The following is a 17,657-nucleotide window of genomic DNA, read 5'->3' as shown; positions in this document are numbered from 1 at the left end:
GCGGAAAGGGATCAAAAACATGGCAATTCTCCTCATCGCCGAACACGACAACGCTTCGCTCTCCGACCAGACCGCCAAGGCGCTGTCGGCGGCCCTGAAGATCGGTTCCGACATCGACGTGTTGGTCGCCGGCAAGGGCGCCAAGGCAGCGGCCGATGCAGCCGCCAAGCTGAAGGGCGTGCGCAAGGTTCTGCTCGCTGAAAGCGAAGAACTGGCCGAACGCCTGGCCGAACCGACTGCGGCACTCGTCGTCGGCCTCGCCGGCAACTACGACACCATCGTCGCCGCTGCCACCTCGACCGGCAAGAACGTTGCTCCGCGCGTCGCTGCCCTGCTCGACGTCGCCCAGGTCTCGGAAATCATCGAGGTCGTCTCGGCCGACACCTTCAAGCGTCCGATCTATGCCGGCAACGCCATCCAGACGGTGCAGGCACCCGGGGCCAAGAAGGTGATCACCGTGCGCACTGCCTCGTTCCAGGCAGCCCCCGAGGGCGGTTCAGCCGCCGTCGAGGCGGTTGCTGCAGCCGCAAATCCCGGCCTGTCGAGCTTCGTCGAGAACAAGCTGTCGGAGAGCGATCGTCCGGAGCTGACCTCGGCCAAGATCATCATCTCGGGTGGCCGCGCGCTCGGTTCGTCGGAGAAGTTCCAGGAAGTCATCCTGCCCGTCGCCGACAAGCTCGGCGCCGCCGTCGGCGCCAGCCGTGCTGCGGTCGACGCCGGCTACGCTCCCAACGACTGGCAGGTCGGCCAGACCGGCAAGGTGGTCGCCCCCGATCTCTACATCGCCTGCGGCATCTCGGGTGCGATCCAGCACCTCGCCGGCATGAAGGACTCGAAGGTCATCGTCGCCATCAACAAGGACGAAGAGGCCCCGATCTTCCAGGTGGCCGACTATGGCATCGTCGGCGACCTGTTCACTGTCCTGCCCGAGCTCGAAAAGGCGCTTTGACGCCCGATCAGCTCAGGGATTAAAATGTGATGGCCGGGGTAGACGAGTGCTACCCCGGCCATTTAGTTTGCATTGCACAAAACTAAAAGAGCCTGCGACGGGATAGGTGTGATGACGGGTAAGATCGAGACGATCGGCATTGTCGGCGCTGGCCAGATGGGCGGCGGTATCGCACATGTTTCGGCACTCGCCGGCTACAGTGTGCTGCTCTACGACGTGTCGCCGGAGCGCATCGAAAAAGGCATCGCCACCATCAATGGCAATCTGGCGCGCCAGGTCGCTTCGGGCAAGCTCGAGGACCAGGCCCGCAAGGATGCGATGAACCGCATCTCGTCCGCACCCGCCATGGCCGACCTCGCCAGCGCCGATCTCGTCATCGAGGCGGCGACCGAAGACGAGACGATCAAGCGCAAGATCTATGCGCAGCTGTGTCCGCAGCTGAACCCGGAGGCGATCCTCGCCACCAACACCTCGTCGATCTCGATCACGCGGCTGGCCGCCCAGACCGATCGACCCGAGCGCTTCATCGGTATCCACTTCATGAATCCGGTGCCGGTGATGAAGCTGGTCGAGCTGGTGCGCGGTATCGCCACCGAAGACAAGACTTTCGAATCCGCCAAGGCCTATGTCGCCAACCTCGACAAGACGGTGACGGTCTCGGAGGATTTCCCGGCTTTCATCGTCAACCGCATCCTTTTGCCGATGATCAACGAGGCGATCTACACGCTATATGAAGGCGTCGGCACCGTCGAAGCCATCGACACGGCAATGAAGCTCGGCGCCAATCACCCGATGGGGCCGCTGCAGCTCGCCGACTTCATCGGCCTCGACACCTGCCTGTCGATCATGCAGGTGCTCCACGACGGCTTGTCGGACTCGAAGTATCGCCCCTGCCCGCTGCTGGTGAAATATGTCGAAGCCGGCTGGCTCGGCCGCAAGACCGGACGCGGCTTCTACGACTATCGCGGCGAGCACCCGGTCCCGACACGCTGAGCGGCGTTCCGGCGGGCGCCTCGCCCACCATGAACCTGCTGCCTCAGTTCGGACGTCCCTGATAATACCAGCTCGGCGTCCGTTCCGGCGGCATCGGCGCCAGTTCGACGCGGTTGCGGCCTGCGCCCTTGGCTTCGTAGAGATGCAGGTCGGCGACGCGGAACAGCTCCTCGAACAACACCGGCCGGTCGAACAGGGCGCCACCGACGCTGACCGTCAGCGTGTGGCGGTTGCCGCCGGGCCGGAAGGGTGCGTCGGCCACCGAACGGCGGATACGCTCGGCGATATCTGCGGCACTGAGCGGCGACGCGCCGGGCAGGAAGACGGCAAACTCCTCGCCGCCGAGACGGCCGAGCATGTCGTCTCCCCTCAGGCAGGGCTGGATCGCCGCGACGATGACGCGCAGTGCCTCATCGCCTTCGGCATGGCCAAAACGGTCGTTGACCATCTTGAAGTGATCGGCGTCGATGACGAGCAACGCGCCCATGGCGCGCTGGCGGCGCGCGATCTCGCGGGTAAGCACATTCTCGACGCGGGATGAGAACGCCCCCCTGTTGAGGCAGGCGGTCAGTGCGTCGGTCGAGGCGGCGACAACGAGCTTGTGGTTGACGACGGCCAGTTCGCGCAGCTTGAGCGTCAGGTAGAAAAACAGCGGTGCTGCCAAAAGTATCGGCACGAGCGTCGCTTCGATCAAGGCGAGACCGAGCATTTCCGAGCCGGCATTGCGAAACAGGGCAATCGTGACCACGAGCGAGACGGCGACACAACCGAGCGTTCCGAACACTGTCCAGCCCGCGAGTTGCAACCATGCCCTTGAAGACAGTTTCGTCAACGATGCCGGCAAATCTGACACCTCCTGGATCGTGAGCCGATTTTCGATCAGGCTGCATGAACAAGAGGTTAGCACAGGTCGTCAAATTCAAGCGATCGCTCACGATTGCTGTCGGACAGCCATGCGCACGTCGAAAGCTCAGCAAGACACGACAGCAGCGAGGTTCGTCGCCCTCCCTCTAGACGCGCTTGCCGTCGCTGCCGAAGAAATGCAATTTTTCGCGGCGCGCAAACATCGGCAATTGGTCACCCGCCTGCACCTCGGTGCGGCCAGCGACACGCACGACGATCTTGCCGCCGCCTGCCGCGCAATAGAGAAAACTCTCGGCACCCACCGGTTCGACGCCCTCGACCCTGGCCATCAGCCGGAGGCCGTCACTGGATGCAGCAGCATCGGCGCCGACTTCGCAATCCTCGGGGCGGAAGCCGATCGTCGCGGCATTGCCCGCGACTTCCGGAAGTGTCACTGCACCTTCGAGCTGGCCGCTGCGCAGCGGCAGAAGGTTCATTGGCGGCGCGCCGATGAACGAAGCAACAAAAGTAGAAGCCGGCTTTTCGTAGATGTCGAGCGGCGCGCCGAGCTGTTCAACCAGGCCGGCGTTCATCACCACCAGAACGTCTGCCAGCGTCATCGCCTCGAGCTGGTCATGGGTGACGTAGACCGAGGTCACGCCGAGCTGGCGCTGCAGGCTCTTGATCTCGACGCGCATCTGGCCGCGCAGCTTGGCGTCGAGGTTGCTGAGCGGCTCGTCGAACAGGAACACCTTCGGGTTGCGCACGATGGCGCGGCCCATGGCGACGCGCTGGCGCTGGCCGCCCGAGAGCTCACGCGGGCGACGTTCAAGCAGGTGCTCGAGTTCCAGCGTCTTGGCAGTGGTCCGCACGCGCTTGTCGACCTCGTCCTTCGGCATGCCGCGGTTGCGCAGGCCGTAGGCCATGTTGTCGTAGACCTTCATATGCGGGTAGAGCGCATAGTTCTGAAACACCATGGCGATGTCGCGCTCGGTCGGGCCGATGGCGTTGACCACCTTGCCGTCGATCGAGCAGGTGCCGGCCGAAATAGTTTCCAGCCCGGCAATCATGCGCAGCAGCGTGGACTTGCCGCAGCCCGAGGGGCCGACGAGCACGCACAAAGCCTTGTCGGGAATGGCGATGGAGACGCCCTTCACCGCTTCGACCCCGCCGGCATAGACCTTGCGTACGTCCTTGAGATCGACGGTTGCCATTATTTCTCCGTATCGACGAGGCCGCGGACGAACCAGCGCTGCATCAGCACAACGACCAGGATGGGTGGCACGATGGCCAGCATTGAGGTGACCATCACCAGATGCCATTCGGTATCGGCATCGGCGAAGGAGATCATCTTCCTCAGCGCAATGACGATGGTGTTCATGTCGTTGCGGTTGGTGACGAGCAGCGGCCAGAGATATTGCGTCCAGCCATAGATGAACAGGATGACGAACAACGCCGCGATGTTGGTGCGCGACAAGGGCAGCAGGATGTCCTTGAAGAAGCGCCATGGCCCGGCGCCGTCGACGCGCGCCGCCTCGACCAGCTCGCCCGGAATGGTGAGGAAGAACTGGCGGAACAAAAGCGTCGCGGTGGCGGACGCGATCAGCGGCACGATCAGCCCAGTGTAGGTGTCGATCAGGCCGAGGTCGACCATCACCTTGTAGGTCGGCAGGATCCGCACCTCGACCGGCAGCATCAGGGTGATGAAGATCAGCCAGAAGAAGAACATCCGGCCGGGAAAGCGGAAGAACACGATCGCATAGGCCGACAGGATCGAGATGATGATCTTGCCGATGGCGATGCCGAAAGCGACGATGGTGGTGTTGATGAGCAGCGTCGCCACGCTGACGCCGCCGATGCGGCCAACGCCGCCGAACAGCGCCTCGGAGTAGTTTTCGAGGAAGCGGTCGCCGGGCAAAAGAGGCAGCGGCGGACGCAGGATTGTCTGCAGCGAATGCGTCGAGGCAACGAAGGTGTAGTAGATCGGGAACGCGACGATGACGATGCCGAGGATCAGGATGGCGTGCGCCATATATACGCCAGCCATCGACTGGCCGATCATCAGCTTGTCGTGCCCGCTTGCGGGCGGAAGCGGCTTCGGCTCAGCCATAATGCACCTTCCTCTCGACATAGCGGAACTGGATGGCGGTGAGCGCGATCACGATGACCATCAGGATCACCGACTGCGCCGCCGAGTCGCCGAGGATGAGATTGACGAAGCCGTCATTGTAGACCTTGTAGACCAGGGTCTCGGTGGCCTTGCCCGGCCCGCCGCCGGTCACCGCATGGATGATGCCGAAGGTGTCGAAGAAGGCGTAGACGGTGTTGACCACCAGCAGGAAGAAAGTGGTCGGCGCGAGCAGCGGGAAGACGATGGTCCAGAAACGCTTTTTCTCGCCGGCGCCGTCGATGGCCGCCGCCTCGATCAAAGTCTTGGGGATCGCCTGCAGGCCGGCGACGAAAAACAGGAAATTGTAGCTGATCTGCTTCCAGGACGCAGCAGCCACCACGAGCACCATCGCCTGCTCGCCATCGAGCAGCGGGTCCCAGTTGATGCCGAGCCAGCGCAGGCCATAGGCAAGCGAGCCGATCGAGGGGTTGAACAGGAACAGCCACAGCATGCCGGCAATGGCGGGTGCGACCGCATATGGCCAGATCATCAGCGTGCGGTAGAGCCCGCGGCTGCGCACCACCTTCTCGGCCATGACGGCGAGCAGCAGGGCGGTAGCCATGGCGACGGCGGCGACCGAGATCGAGAAGATCGCAGTCACCTGGATCGAGTTGAGATAGTTGGGGTCCGACAGGACCTTCTTGAAATTGTCGAACCAGACGAATTTCGACGACAGGCCGAACGGGTCTTCCCTCAGCATGGACTGGCGCAGCGCCTGGCTGGCCGGCCAGTAGAAGAACACCAGCGTGATCGCCAGCTGCGGCGCGACCAGCAGATAGGGCAGGATCTTGTTGGGGAAGACGACGCGTGGGGACAATGAGGGCCTCTCGTTACGCGTTGGTCAGAAGCTGGATGGCATCACTGCCGGATCCTTCGGCTCAGCGTTCGCGCTGCCTCACCCTTACCGTCTCCTCGTCAAGGACGGGAGAGGGAGGGCTTCTACGTTGCCGCATGTCCCCTCTCCCCGTCATTGCGGGGAGAAGGTGCCGGCAGGCGGATGAGGGGCACGCTACGATGACATTGGAGCGCTTCAGTTCCCCAGCGCTTCCTGGATCGCCTTGTTGCCGCGGGTGACGACATTGTCGAGCGCCTGCTGGGCGGTCTGCTGGCCGGCGAGCATCTTTTCGAGCTCCTCGTTCTCGATGTCACGGACCTGCGGCAGGTTAACGAGACGGACGCCCTTCGAGTTTTCGGTCGGGGCCTTGCCCATCATCTGCTTGATCGGGATCTCGCGGGCCGGGTTCTTGTCGTAGAATCCCGACTTCTTGGTCTCCTCATAGGCAGCGAGCGTGACCGGCAGGTAGCCCGAAACCTGGTGCAGGCGGGCCTGGATCGGTGTCTGCGACAGGAAGTTGAAGAAGGCGGCAACGCCCTTGTACTGCTCTTCCGGCAGGCCGGCGAAAACCCAGAGCGAAGCACCGCCCGGGATGGTGTTCTGCGGCGCACCGGCGGCGTCAGCCTCGTAGGGCAGCTGGCCGGTGCCGTAGTTCATGCCCGACTTGACGATGTCGCCAAGGCCGCCAGAGGATTCGGTGAAGATGCCGCACTCGCCGGCGAGGAAGATCTGCTTGGCCTCGGACGTGCGGCCGCCATATTTGAAGGTGCCGTCCTTGGCGAGGTCGGCGAGCTCCTGGAAGTGCTTGACGAAGGCCGGCGCATTGATCTTGAGCTCGACATTGGTGCCGCCGATGCCGTTTTCATTGGTGCCGTAGGACAGGTTGTTCCAGGCGGCGAAATTCTCGGTGTGGATCCAGGTAAGCCAGGTCGAGGTGAAGCCGCAGGGGGCAGCACCGCTCGACTTGATCTTCTTGGCGGCATCCCAGACTTCGCCCCAGGTCTTGGGCGGGTTGTCGACGTCGAGGCCGGCTTTCTGGAAGATGTCCTTGTTGTAGTAGAGGATCGGCGACGACGAATTGTAGGGGAACGACAGCATCGTGCCGTCAGGCTTGGAATAGTAGGCGACGATGCCCGGCAGGTACTGGCTCTTGTCGAAGGCCTGACCGCCCATCGACAGGATCTCGGCGACCGGCTTGATGGCGCCTTCGGCGCCCATCATCGTGCCCGTGCCGGCGTCGAAGACTTGCATGATCGCCGGAGGCTGCTTGGCGCGGAAGGCGGCGATGCCGGCGTTCAGCGTCTCGGGATAGGTGCCCTTGAAGACCGGAACGATCTTGTACTCGCTCTGGCTCTTGTTGAACTCTTCGGAAAGCTGGTTGACGACCTCGTTGTTCGCGCCGGTCATGGCGTGCCACCATGAAATCTCGGTGACGGCGAAGGCGGAGGTGCTGGACAACAGCGTCATGGTGGCGGCAACACCGGCCGCGAAGCCTAGGGTCTTCATGTCTCGCTCCCGTTCTGGTTGGCGAAATGTTTAGTTCCGCGAGGACCAGTATTGTCGGATTATGACAGCGCCACAACAGTTTTGTAGCGATCGTATGAAGGTCGCATTCGGCTCGCTTCGATTTCGCTTTCGCCACAACCTTATGAGAAGCTTTCGGTTTTCCAAAAAACGAAAGCAATTTGCCGAGAATTAGACCCACCTCAACTGCCAGCGCGCCGGCTAATGAAAGGCTGGAAATGGAATGAACATGCCGCGAAGCGTCCTTCGCGGAAGAAAATCGCGAAAATGCACGCTCAAATCCTGCAATCTGAAATTGCAAAGACGGACAGATAAACGTGTGTGGACACGCCGGCCTTATTTGGCGAGTGCGGCCTCGATGAGCGTCCTCGCATCAGGGCTAGCCCATTCAGCCGGGCCGTTCATGTTGGCCAGCAGGCAGCCTTCGCCGTCGATCAGCAAGGTGACAGGCAAGCCAAGCGCCAGCCCTCGCTTCTTCAGATCGTTGAACACGGCGAGCGTGTTGTCGCGGTAATGGCCAAGCGAGGAGATGCCGATCTCTTCGAGGAACTTCTTCGGCTTGGTGTCGTCGCCGGTGTCGACATTGATCGCCACGACCTCGAACTCCTCGCCGCCCATCTCGCGCTCCAGAGCATCGAGCGCCGGCATCTCGGCGCGGCACGGCGCGCACCAGGTGGCCCAGAGATTGACCAGCAACGTGCGACCGGCATGGTCGGCGATGGTCATCGGCTTGCCCTCGGGATCGTTGAAGGCAAGCGTCTTCAGCGACTGCGGCGGGTCGGCCGGCATCATCGCGGCGACATGGCCGACGGCGGCTGCACCTACGGCTTTGGCTCTTTCGGCCTTCGCCGCGCACAGCTTGTCGTCGGGGCTTGCAGAACTGGTGTCGGCGGCGACCGTCGGCTGCGGCGTCTTGTTGCCAGGAAGGGTCGTGCTGACATATACCGCGACCGCGCCGGCGATCACGCCCGCAACGGCGGCAATCAGTATATGGCGTGGGGCTGGAAACATTTTTCTGCGGTCCGACATCTAATCAATTTTCTCCGGAGCCCGGGTATCACGATGAGCGACAAGAAGGCCAGCAACCAGATGTGGGGCGGACGTTTTGCCTCGGGCCCGGCTGCGATCATGGAAGCGATCAACGCCTCGATCGGCTTCGACAAGAAGCTGTATGCCCAGGACATCCGAGGGTCCGTCGCCCACTCCGAGATGCTGGCGGAAACGGGCATTATTTCGGCTGGCGATCAACAGAAAATCGCTCACGGCCTGAACACGATCCTGCGAGAAATCGAGGACGGCAAGTTCGCCTTCTCGACCCGGCTCGAAGACATCCACATGAATGTCGAGTCGCGCCTTGCCGAACTGATCGGCGCCTCCGCCGGACGCCTGCACACTGCACGCTCGCGCAACGACCAGGTGGCCGTCGACTTCCGGCTCTGGGTCAAGGACGAGTTCCATCGCGTCGCCGAGGCACTGAAGGGGCTGATCGCCGCCTTCCTCGAACGCGCCGAGCAGCATGCCTCTACCGTGATGCCCGGCTTCACCCATCTTCAGACGGCGCAGCCGGTGACCTTCGGCCATCACTGCATGGCCTATGTCGAGATGTTCGCCCGCGACCTCAGCCGCGTGCGCGACGCCATCGAACGCATGAACGAGAGCCCGCTGGGTGCGGCAGCGCTTGCCGGCACCGGCTTCCCCATCGACCGCTTCAAGACGGCCAAGGCCCTCGGCTTCCGCGAACCGACGCGCAATTCGCTCGACAGCGTGTCGGACCGCGACTACGCGCTCGAATTCCTGTCGATCGCCGCGATCTCAGCCACCCACCTGTCGCGCCTTGCCGAAGAGATCGTCATCTGGTCGACGCCGCAATTCGGCTTCGTGCGCCTGTCGGACTCGTTCTCGACCGGCTCGTCGATCATGCCGCAGAAGAAGAACCCCGACGCCGCCGAGCTGGTGCGCGCCAAGACCGGCCGCGTCAACGGCCACCTGATCGGCCTCTTGACCGTCATGAAGGGCCTGCCGCTGACCTATTCCAAGGACATGCAGGAAGACAAGGAAGCGGTGTTCGACGCCGCCGAGACGCTCGACCTGATGCTGGCAGCGATGACCGGCATGGTCGGCGACATGACGATCAACGAGCAGGCGATGAAGAAGGCCGCCGGCTCGGGCTACTCGACCGCCACCGACCTAGCCGACTGGCTGGTGCGGACGCTGGGCATGCCGTTCCGCGAGGCACACCACGTCACCGGCCGTGCCGTGGCGCTGGCCGAAAGCAAGAAGGTCGGGCTCGAAAAGCTGGCACTGGAAGACCTCAAGTCGATCCATGACGGCATTACCGACGACATCTTCTCCGTGCTGTCGGTGCAGAACTCGGTGAAGAGCCGCACGTCCTTCGGTGGAACAGCACCTGCAGAGGTCAAGAAGCAGGTTCGCTATTGGAAGAAACGGCTGGCAAAAGCGTGATCTAGCCGGGGTGCAAAGCCCAAGAATCTCCGCTACAAGCAGCGGGGAAATTTTCGCGGACGGATGGAACATGACCGCTGGCAGGATTCTGGTGACGCTCGGGCTGATTGCGGCGGTTGGCATGGCTTCCGCCTGCGGCCGCAAGGGCGACCTCGACACCCCCTATGAGGCTGCCGTGCAGGCGCAGAAGGATGCCCAGAAAGCCGGCCAGCCGGCTGGCCCGGCACCGGTAAAACCGGTCGAGGACAAGCCTTTCATCCTCGACCCGCTGCTCTGAGCCGCTGTTCATTTTCGAAAGCATGCTGCCGTGAACCATTTCGACTATCGTGACGGCGTCCTCCACGCCGAAGACGTGGCGCTGACCGATATCGCCGCTGCCGTCGGCACGCCGTTCTACTGCTACTCGACCGCGACGCTGACGCGCCATTTCCAGGTCTTCTCCAAAGCCTTCGCCGATCTCGATGCGCTGGTCTGCTACGCGCTCAAGGCCAATTCGAACCAGGCGGTCCTGAAGACGCTGGCAAGGCTGGGTGCTGGCGCCGACACGGTGTCGGAAGGCGAGATGCGACGCGCATTGGCGGCGGGCATCCCGGCCGGGAAGATCGTATTTTCGGGCGTAGGCAAGACGGCGCGCGAAATGGACTTCGCGCTGCGGGCCGGCATCCTGTGCTTCAACGTCGAATCCGAGCCGGAGCTCGAGCTTCTGTCGGCACGCGCTGTTGCCAACGGCAAGACCGCACCAGTGTCGCTGCGCATCAACCCCGATGTCGACGCCAAGACGCACAAGAAGATCTCGACCGGGCTTGCCGAAAACAAGTTCGGCATCCCGCGTCAGCGGGCGCGCGAAGCCTATGCCCGCGCAGCAGCCCTGCCCGGCATCAAGGTGACCGGCATCGATATGCATATCGGCAGCCAGATCACCGAGCTGCAGCCTTTCGACGACGCCTTTGCGCTGATGGCCGAGCTGGTGGAAACGCTGAAGGCGGACGGCCATGAGATCGACCATGTCGACCTCGGCGGCGGCCTGGGCATTCCTTACAAGACCGACAACAACCCGCCGCCTTTGCCCGACGCCTATGCCCAGATCGTGCACAAGCACGTCGGCAAGCTCGGCCTCAAAGTGATGTTCGAGCCGGGCCGGCTGATCGTCGGCAATGCCGGCATCCTGGTTTCGGAAGTCATCTTCGTGAAGGAAGGCGACGCCAAGAATTTCCTCATCGTCGATGCGGCGATGAACGACCTGATCAGGCCGACGCTTTACGATGCCTATCACGACATCCGCCCGGTGGTGCAGCCGGCAGCAAACGCGCCGCGCATGACCGTCGACATCGTCGGCCCCGTCTGCGAAACCGGCGACTACCTCGGCCTCGACCGCGACATGCCCAGGCTGAAGGCCGGCGACCTGATTGCCGTCGGCACGGCCGGCGCTTATGGCGCGGTTCAGGCAGGCACCTACAACACGCGGCTGCTGGTGCCCGAAGTTCTGGTCGACGGCGACCGTTTCCATGTCGTCCGCCAGCGCCGGACCTATGAAGAGCTGATCGGCCTCGATTCCGTGCCCGACTGGCTCGCCTGACGGCGCACCAGATTGTCAGGGTGAGCAGGGAATTCTACGGCGTTCCTTACGCCCGCCCCGGAAGTGCTGTGCGTTGAGCTTCACGATTACGTTGGTCGCCTCGCCTTCGCCGCGATTGATGGTATTCTCCCAGAGGCAGGGTGGCTGCATCCCGCGCCGCCCAAGCGGAAGGGCCGATGACGGAACCGACACGACCAGCGCTGCATCGTAGCATTGCCGCCGGCCTGGGCAGGACGCGCTTGGCTATCGCCACGGCGATGATCGTCGAGCGCGGCTGGCCGCTGGTGTTGCCGCTGATCGTTATTGCCAGCCTGTTCGTCAGTCTGTCCTGGCTCGGCCTGTTCCGGCTCCTGCCCGACATGGCGCGACTGGGGCTGGCCGTGACCTTCGTCGCAGCCGCGTTGGCCTCGCTCTATCCGCTGCGCTTTTTCCGCCTGCCGAACTGGGCTGAGATCGACCGCCGTCTCGAACGCGCCAACCAGCTGCTGCACACGCCGGTGCAGGTCCAGACCGACAAGCCATCGGGCAAGCCGGACAGCTTTGCCGACGCCTTGTGGCGCGAGCACCAGAAGCGCATGGCCGAACGGCTAGGCACGCTGGGCGGCGACCTGCCCCGGACGCAAGTACCCGAACGCGACCCATGGGCACTTCGCGCCGCCGCTGCCCTGTTGTTCGTTTGCGCCTTCGCATTTTCCTTCGGCCCGACCGGCGGCCGGCTGGGCGACGCCTTCCGGGCGCATGCGGCGCACGACACTGTGCCGCCGCGCATCGACGCCTGGGTGACGCCGCCGACATATACCGGCAAGGCACCGATCTTCCTGACCGCCGATGCAAGCAGGGACGTTCCTGTCATCGACGTGCCCGAGGGCAGCGAACTGTCGCTACGCGTCACCGGCGGCTCGGGCGACGAAACGCTCGCCTTCACCGATGCCGCAGGCACAGTGCGCGACATCGTACCCAATGGCGTCAACACCGACGCAGCAACGCCTGTCGCGACAGGCCCGGTTGCCACGGTCAGGCAGTTTGCCGAAAAGCTCACCGCCCAGGGTAAGCTCACGCTGAAATCCGGCGACGACGAGCTCGACAGCTGGGCCTTCACCGTCATTCCCGACAGCGCGCCGAAAATCAGCTTCGTCGGTGAGCCCAAACGCGCCGTCAACGGCACGCTGGAACTGACCTACAATATCGAGGACGACTATGGCGCGGCCTCGGCCAAGGCCGACTTCGCCCTTGCCGACGCGCAGCCGGTGGATGCACGCCCGCTCTATGGCCCGCCCGAAATGCCGCTTTCCCTGCCCCGCCGTGGTGCGACCAAGAAGCCGGTGAAGGCGACGCGCGACCTGACAGAGCATGTCTGGGCTGGTGCTTCGGTGAAGCTCACCTTGCATGTTAGCGACGATGCCGGCCAGGAAGCCAAGAGCGAAACCAAGACGATCATCCTGCCGGAAAAACCGTTCACCAACCCGCTCGCCCGGGCGGTGATCGAACAGCGGCGCCTGCTGGCGCTCGACGCCAACGCCAAGCGGCGCGTGCTTGATCTGATGGACGCGATCACACTGCGGCCCGAGGACACGATCGACAATCTCTCGCACTACCTGGCGCTGATGAGCGCCCGCTCGCGGCTCAAGATGGCCAGCTCTGACGACCAACTGCGCGAGGTGGTCACCTATCTCTGGCAGGTGGCGCTCGGCATCGAGGACGGCGACCTGTCGGCGGCGGAAAAGCGCCTGCGCCAGGCCCAGCAGGCCTTGCAGGACGCGCTCGAACGCGGCGCCAGCGACGAAGAAATCGACAAGCTGATGGCCGAGCTGCGCGAGGCGATGAACGACTTCCTGCGCGAGTTCGCCGAACGCAACCAGCAGAACAAGACCGCGCAGGACCAGACGCCGGCCCAGGAGTTGCGCCAGAGCGACCTGCAGCGCATGCTCGACCAGATCGAGAACCTCGCCAAGTCGGGCAACCGCGACCAGGCGCGCGAGTTGCTGTCGCAGTTGCAGGACATGATGAACAACCTGCAGGCCGGCAAACGGCAGCAGGGTCAGCAGGGCCAGCAGAATTCCGAGATGCGCCAGCAGATGGACAAGCTCGGCGAGATCATGCGGCGCCAGCAGGAGATGATGAACGAGACCTTCCGCATGGACCAGATGCAGCGCGGCCAAGGCGAGCAGAGCGATCCCTTCGGCGAGAACGGCGAGCCCGGCCAGCAGCAGCAACAGGGCGAGCAAGGCCAGCAAAACAAGGGCCAGCAGGGCCGGCCGATGACGCCGCAGGAATTTGCCGACGCGATGAAGCAGCTGCAGCAGGGCCAAGGGCAGCTGGAAAAGGACCTCGAAGCGCTGATGAAGGGGCTCGAGGGCCTCGGCATCAAGCCGGGCGAAGGTTTTGGCGACGCCGGGGAATCGATGAACCAGGCCGAGGGTTCACTCGGCAAGGGCGAAAGCGAACGCGCCGTCGGCCACCAGGGCCGCGCGCTCGAAGCGCTGCGCAAGGGCGCCCAGGACATGATGCAGCAGATGCAGGCCATGCAGGGCGACCAGGGCGGCAGCGGCGAAGGCGGCCGCCAGCAGAATGCCGACCGCGACCCGCTCGGCCGGCCCCGCGCCACCACCGGTCCCGACTTCGGCGACTCGACCAAGGTGCCCGACGAGATCGACGTGCAGCGCGCCCGCCAGATCCTCGACGCCATCCGCAAGCGCCTGGGCAATGCGCTCAGCCCCGAACTGGAGCGGAGTTATCTCGAACGCTTGCTGGAGCTGCGGTAGCCGGGAGCTCACTACGTTTGCTCCTCCTGTACCGACGCACTCCGTCCCACCCCTCTCTTTCCTGCCGGACATCTCCCCCGCAAGGGGGGAGATTAGTCTCGTCACCGGCACTGCTCATCCTGTCACATGGTAGCAACGGGCCGTGTGGCTGGTGGTTGGCGGTGGGGGTCGATGACGGCATGATCTCCCCCCTTGCGGGGGAGATCCGGCGGGACAGAGAGGGGTGCGAGAGGCGCGAGTTCGAAGGCGTAATGCTCAAATCGCTCACGCCTTGGCGCCGCACACCCAGCCTCAGCCGGGAACCATGCCCGCCTCCTGCGCCATCGCAAAATCCTTCTGACTGGCACGCTGAAAAGCGGGGCGTGCTGCCAAGCGCTCGACATAGTCCAGGAACACCGGCTTCTCGGGCAGCGTCTTCAGCACACGGATGCCGAAATTGATGCCGCCGCCGATCTGAGTGTCAGCTGCGGTGAAGCTGTCGCCTGCGATGTAGGGGCGCGAGGACAGCGTCCTTTCGAGATTGTCGACCATCTCGCTGAACGAACCGTAGGAATAGCCGCTGCCCATGAATTCGTGACCATGCGCCTTGGCCGCCAGCACTGGGTCGAACACCGAATCGGCATAGACGAGCCAGGTCAGGTAAGGCGCGCGCAGCTTGTCGCCTATGGCAGGTGCAAGGCCGGCCTCGGGGAAGACATCACAGAGATAGGTGCAGATTGCCGCCCGCTCGGTGACCAGGATGCCATCGTGGATGATCGCCGGTACCTTCTTGTTGGGCTGGATCGAACGATACTCTTCCGGCACCCCGCCAGGTGCGCGGATATCGACCTTCTCGACCGTGTAGGGGGTGCCGAGTTCCTCAAGCAGCCAAAGCACGTTGGACGCGCGCGACCAGGGCGCGTGGTAAAAGGTGATCATCACTTCCTCCTCATTTCAGAATGCCGCCTGCATAACATTGGTCTCCTGACAGCCTTTTGTCAGGAGGCATGGCAGGATACGGCTTGTTCCCAGCGATCAGCGCCGCTGATGGAAAGCCTCGCGGATGGCGTCGGCCATGGCGTCGACGGCTTCGCTGTTGGCGCGCGGATTGCGATGCATGACGACCCTGGTCGTGTCGATCGCCCCGAAGCCTTCGGCCTCCGTCAGCTCGCGGCAATCCGGTGGAATGTTGCTGCGGGCCATCGGCGCCAGCGCCAGTCCGGCGGTGACGGCAAGGGAGAGGCCGTTGGTGGTATCGCTGGTGTAGGCGAAACGGTAATCGATGCCGCGCTGCTCGAGTGAGCGAAGCGCATACTCCCGCGACCAGCCGTGGCGAGTGTACATGGCAACCGGCAGCGGCCGCTCCAGATGCAGCTGGTGGTGAATGGAGGTCACCCAGACCGTCGGGTCATTCATCAGGACTTCGGCGCCCGATGGAAATTGCCACTCGAAGACCACGGCAAGATCAAGTTCGCCGGCCGCGAGCGAAGCCAGTTGGGAGACCGAATAGCCGAACCGCACCGTCACCTCCACCTTCGAATGGCGCTTGGCAAAGGCACCCAGGGCACGCGACAGAACAGGCTGGCCATATTCCTCGGGGATGCCAATGCGGACCGGTCCGCCAAGCGGCGCCGCGCGCATCGACGACGCCGTTTCATCGAGCAGGGCAACGATGCGGCGCGCATTTCCGACGAGCTCGGTGCCGCGTTCGGTCAGGGCGACGCCGCGCGCGCCGCGCGTGAACAGCACCTCGCCGACGACCTCCTCGAGGCGCTTGATCTGCATGCTGACCGCGGACTGGGTGCGCCCGACACCTTCGGCCGCGCGGGTGAAATTGCCGCTCTCGGCAACCGCGAGGAAGGTGCGCAGCAGGTCGCTGTCGAGGCGTGCGGTCATGAAAACGTTTTCAGCCATAAGAAATTCTAATGGCTGCCATCATTCCAATTCGTTTGCATCGTGTCAAACGGCGGGGAATAGTCCCGCTACCCATTGGAAGGTGGTCGCAAGAGATGCGGCTGCGGACTGGTAATACCGTCCTCACTTTCACCCGCCGCAATCTTGCCGGCGGGTATTTTTTTGGGGCAGCTGTGCGCCAGTCGCTGTCGCCGCTGGCCCAACAGGAGGCGCCGACAAGCGCTCTCGTTCTGCCCGATCTCAAGGTACAAATATCGGGACGACCTCTTAGCCAGGCACTCCTGCACCATGCACAACAGAACGCTTCTCGGCATCCTCTGCCTTTGCCTGGGCGTGCTGGTGTTTTCGATCCAGGACGCGCTGATCAAGGCCGTGGCCGGCACCTATCCGGTCAGCGAAGCGCTGCTGATCCGCGCCGTGGTGGCGTTGCCGATCCTGCTCCTGCTGGTGCATCGCGATGTCGGGCTTCCGGCACTCGCCTCGCCCAACTGGCGCTTCCTCGCAACGCGCTCGACGATCCTGTTCGTGTCTTACTGCGCCTACTACCTGGCGATCCCGGCGCTGCCGATCGCCGATGCGGCGGCGCTCTTCTTCCTGACGCCATTGCTGATCATGACCATGGCCGGTCCCTATCTCGGCGAACGGGTGCCGTGGCAAAGCCTTGCCGCCGGCACGGTCGGGCTGTTCGGTGTGGTCATCATGGTCGATCCCGGCGCCGGCATCTTCGAATGGGCGGCCTTGCTGTCGCTCGCCTCGGCGTTTCTCTACAGCTTCTCGCAGCTGATGGCGCGCAAGGTCGGCGTGACGGAAAGTGCGACGACAATGGCCTTCTACCAGAACGCCGCCTATCTCTTCGGCGCCGTGCTGATCACCACGATCTTCTCGGCCGCCGGCTTCCAGCAGACAGGCCATCCCAGCCTCGATTTTTTGATGCGGCCATGGATCTGGCCGAGCCTGCCCGACTTCCTGATGATGGGCGCCTGCGGCATCATTGCCGCTGTCGGCATGGTGCTGCTTGGCCAAGCCTATCGGCTGACGCCCGCCAACAAGGCGGCGACTTTCGAATACACCGGGCTGTTGTGGGCACCGCTGTGGGGCTTCCTGTTCTTCGCCGAGGTGCCCGGAACCGGCACGGTGATCGGCGCGCTGCTGATCGTCGGCGCCGGTATATTCGCGCTGAATGTCGGGACGCGGACGCCTCAGGCGGCGCCGGCGAGCGCCACTGCCGACTGAGCAGCCAGCGCCCGCGAAACGCGGTCACGAATGTCGTTGAGCGTGAACGGCTTCTGCACCACATCGATGATGATGGCGTCGAGTTCCTCTGCGCGCTCGCGCTGGTCGGCATAGCCGGTCATCAGCAGGATCGGCAGCCCGGGATAGGCGCGTGCTGCATTCTGCGCCATCTTGATGCCGTCCATCTCCGGCATGCGGATGTCGGAGACGATCAGGTCGTACCCGCCGCGCTCTGCGTGAATGGAGTCGAGCCCTTCGGCGCCATCGCAAGCGACGTCGACCTTGTGGCCGGCGCGTTCGAGCGCGCGGGCTGCGAGAGTGCGGACGGACTCATCGTCCTCAACGATCAGAAGTTTTGCCATGGCGGCGATATTTGCCGCGACTGGTTGACGATTCCTGAATGCCGCAAAATTTGT

General features: G+C 63.6%; 16 protein-coding genes. 7 read left to right on the top strand and 9 right to left on the bottom strand.

What is annotated here, in order from left to right:
• Nucleotides 1–19 precede the first annotated feature (19 nt).
• Nucleotides 20–949: an electron transfer flavoprotein subunit alpha/FixB family protein gene (locus IG197_RS19505; RefSeq protein WP_067957700.1), complete on the top strand. Its 930-nt coding sequence runs from the start codon at nucleotides 20–22 to the stop codon at nucleotides 947–949.
• 111 nt (nucleotides 950–1,060) lie between these two features.
• Nucleotides 1,061–1,942 (top strand): 3-hydroxybutyryl-CoA dehydrogenase, encoded by an 882-nt coding sequence (locus IG197_RS19500; protein WP_192314417.1) that lies wholly within the window; start codon nucleotides 1,061–1,063, stop codon nucleotides 1,940–1,942.
• Between the two features lie 43 nt (nucleotides 1,943–1,985).
• Here the strand turns inward: IG197_RS19500 and IG197_RS19495 are convergent, their stop codons facing one another.
• The 6 genes from IG197_RS19495 to IG197_RS19470 form a co-directional block, all read right to left on the bottom strand.
• Complete coding sequence (locus tag IG197_RS19495) at nucleotides 1,986–2,726, bottom strand: GGDEF domain-containing protein (RefSeq protein ID WP_182575180.1); 741 nt, start codon at nucleotides 2,724–2,726, stop codon at nucleotides 1,986–1,988.
• 226 nt (nucleotides 2,727–2,952) lie between these two features.
• Entirely contained in the window at nucleotides 2,953–3,999 is a 1,047-nt protein-coding gene (gene ugpC / locus IG197_RS19490; RefSeq protein WP_192314414.1) for a sn-glycerol-3-phosphate ABC transporter ATP-binding protein UgpC, read from the bottom strand.
• A complete protein-coding gene (ugpE, locus tag IG197_RS19485) occupies nucleotides 3,999–4,847 on the bottom strand; it encodes a sn-glycerol-3-phosphate ABC transporter permease UgpE (RefSeq protein WP_192319863.1) in 849 nt (282 codons plus the stop codon). Before ugpE ends, ugpC begins: the two co-directional genes overlap by 1 nt.
• Nucleotides 4,848–4,887: 40 nt before the next feature.
• The gene (gene ugpA, locus IG197_RS19480; RefSeq protein ID WP_192314411.1) at nucleotides 4,888–5,772 is read right to left on the bottom strand and encodes a sn-glycerol-3-phosphate ABC transporter permease UgpA; all 885 of its coding nucleotides are present in this window, start codon (nucleotides 5,770–5,772) and stop codon (nucleotides 4,888–4,890) included.
• A 213-nt stretch (nucleotides 5,773–5,985) separates the two neighbouring features.
• The gene (gene ugpB / locus IG197_RS19475; RefSeq protein WP_192314408.1) at nucleotides 5,986–7,296 is read right to left on the bottom strand and encodes a sn-glycerol-3-phosphate ABC transporter substrate-binding protein UgpB; all 1,311 of its coding nucleotides are present in this window, start codon (nucleotides 7,294–7,296) and stop codon (nucleotides 5,986–5,988) included.
• 354 nt (nucleotides 7,297–7,650) lie between these two features.
• The gene (locus IG197_RS19470; protein WP_192314405.1) at nucleotides 7,651–8,343 is read right to left on the bottom strand and encodes a TlpA disulfide reductase family protein; all 693 of its coding nucleotides are present in this window, start codon (nucleotides 8,341–8,343) and stop codon (nucleotides 7,651–7,653) included.
• 33 nt (nucleotides 8,344–8,376) lie between these two features.
• Between IG197_RS19470 and argH the strand changes: the two genes are divergently transcribed.
• The 4 genes from argH (at nucleotide 8,377) to IG197_RS19450 (ending at nucleotide 14,115) form a co-directional block, all read left to right on the top strand.
• Nucleotides 8,377–9,777, top strand: a complete 1,401-nt coding sequence (gene argH / locus IG197_RS19465; RefSeq protein WP_192314402.1) for an argininosuccinate lyase — start codon at nucleotides 8,377–8,379, stop codon at nucleotides 9,775–9,777.
• 70 nt (nucleotides 9,778–9,847) lie between these two features.
• On the top strand, nucleotides 9,848–10,054 hold the full coding sequence (locus IG197_RS19460; RefSeq protein ID WP_154386139.1) for a lipoprotein: 207 nt from the start codon (nucleotides 9,848–9,850) through the stop codon (nucleotides 10,052–10,054).
• A 30-nt stretch (nucleotides 10,055–10,084) separates the two neighbouring features.
• Complete coding sequence (gene lysA / locus IG197_RS19455; RefSeq protein ID WP_192314399.1) at nucleotides 10,085–11,353, top strand: diaminopimelate decarboxylase; 1,269 nt, start codon at nucleotides 10,085–10,087, stop codon at nucleotides 11,351–11,353.
• A gap of 176 nt (nucleotides 11,354–11,529) precedes the next feature.
• Nucleotides 11,530–14,115: a TIGR02302 family protein gene (locus tag IG197_RS19450; RefSeq protein ID WP_192314396.1), complete on the top strand. Its 2,586-nt coding sequence runs from the start codon at nucleotides 11,530–11,532 to the stop codon at nucleotides 14,113–14,115.
• A gap of 291 nt (nucleotides 14,116–14,406) precedes the next feature.
• Here the strand turns inward: IG197_RS19450 and IG197_RS19445 are convergent, their stop codons facing one another.
• Together IG197_RS19445 and IG197_RS19440 are read right to left on the bottom strand one after the other, a co-directional pair.
• The gene (locus tag IG197_RS19445; protein ID WP_192314394.1) at nucleotides 14,407–15,033 is read right to left on the bottom strand and encodes a glutathione S-transferase family protein; all 627 of its coding nucleotides are present in this window, start codon (nucleotides 15,031–15,033) and stop codon (nucleotides 14,407–14,409) included.
• A 96-nt stretch (nucleotides 15,034–15,129) separates the two neighbouring features.
• The gene (locus IG197_RS19440; protein WP_067966130.1) at nucleotides 15,130–15,990 is read right to left on the bottom strand and encodes a LysR substrate-binding domain-containing protein; all 861 of its coding nucleotides are present in this window, start codon (nucleotides 15,988–15,990) and stop codon (nucleotides 15,130–15,132) included.
• Nucleotides 15,991–16,296: 306 nt separating this feature from the next.
• On the opposite strand from IG197_RS19440, the gene IG197_RS19435 reads away from it, so the two are divergent.
• On the top strand, nucleotides 16,297–17,241 hold the full coding sequence (locus IG197_RS19435; RefSeq protein WP_192314392.1) for a DMT family transporter: 945 nt from the start codon (nucleotides 16,297–16,299) through the stop codon (nucleotides 17,239–17,241).
• On the opposite strand, the gene IG197_RS19430 is transcribed toward IG197_RS19435, so the two are convergent.
• Entirely contained in the window at nucleotides 17,208–17,603 is a 396-nt protein-coding gene (locus tag IG197_RS19430) for a response regulator (protein WP_192314390.1), read from the bottom strand. The two genes, IG197_RS19435 and IG197_RS19430, sit on opposite strands and share 34 nt — an antisense overlap.
• Between the last annotated feature and the right edge of the window lie 54 nt (nucleotides 17,604–17,657).

The sequence above is a fragment of the Aminobacter sp. SR38 genome, assembly GCF_014843375.1.
In the GTDB taxonomy this organism is placed as follows: domain Bacteria; phylum Pseudomonadota; class Alphaproteobacteria; order Rhizobiales; family Rhizobiaceae; genus Aminobacter; species Aminobacter ciceronei.
This window is presented reverse-complemented; position numbering and strand designations above follow the sequence as displayed.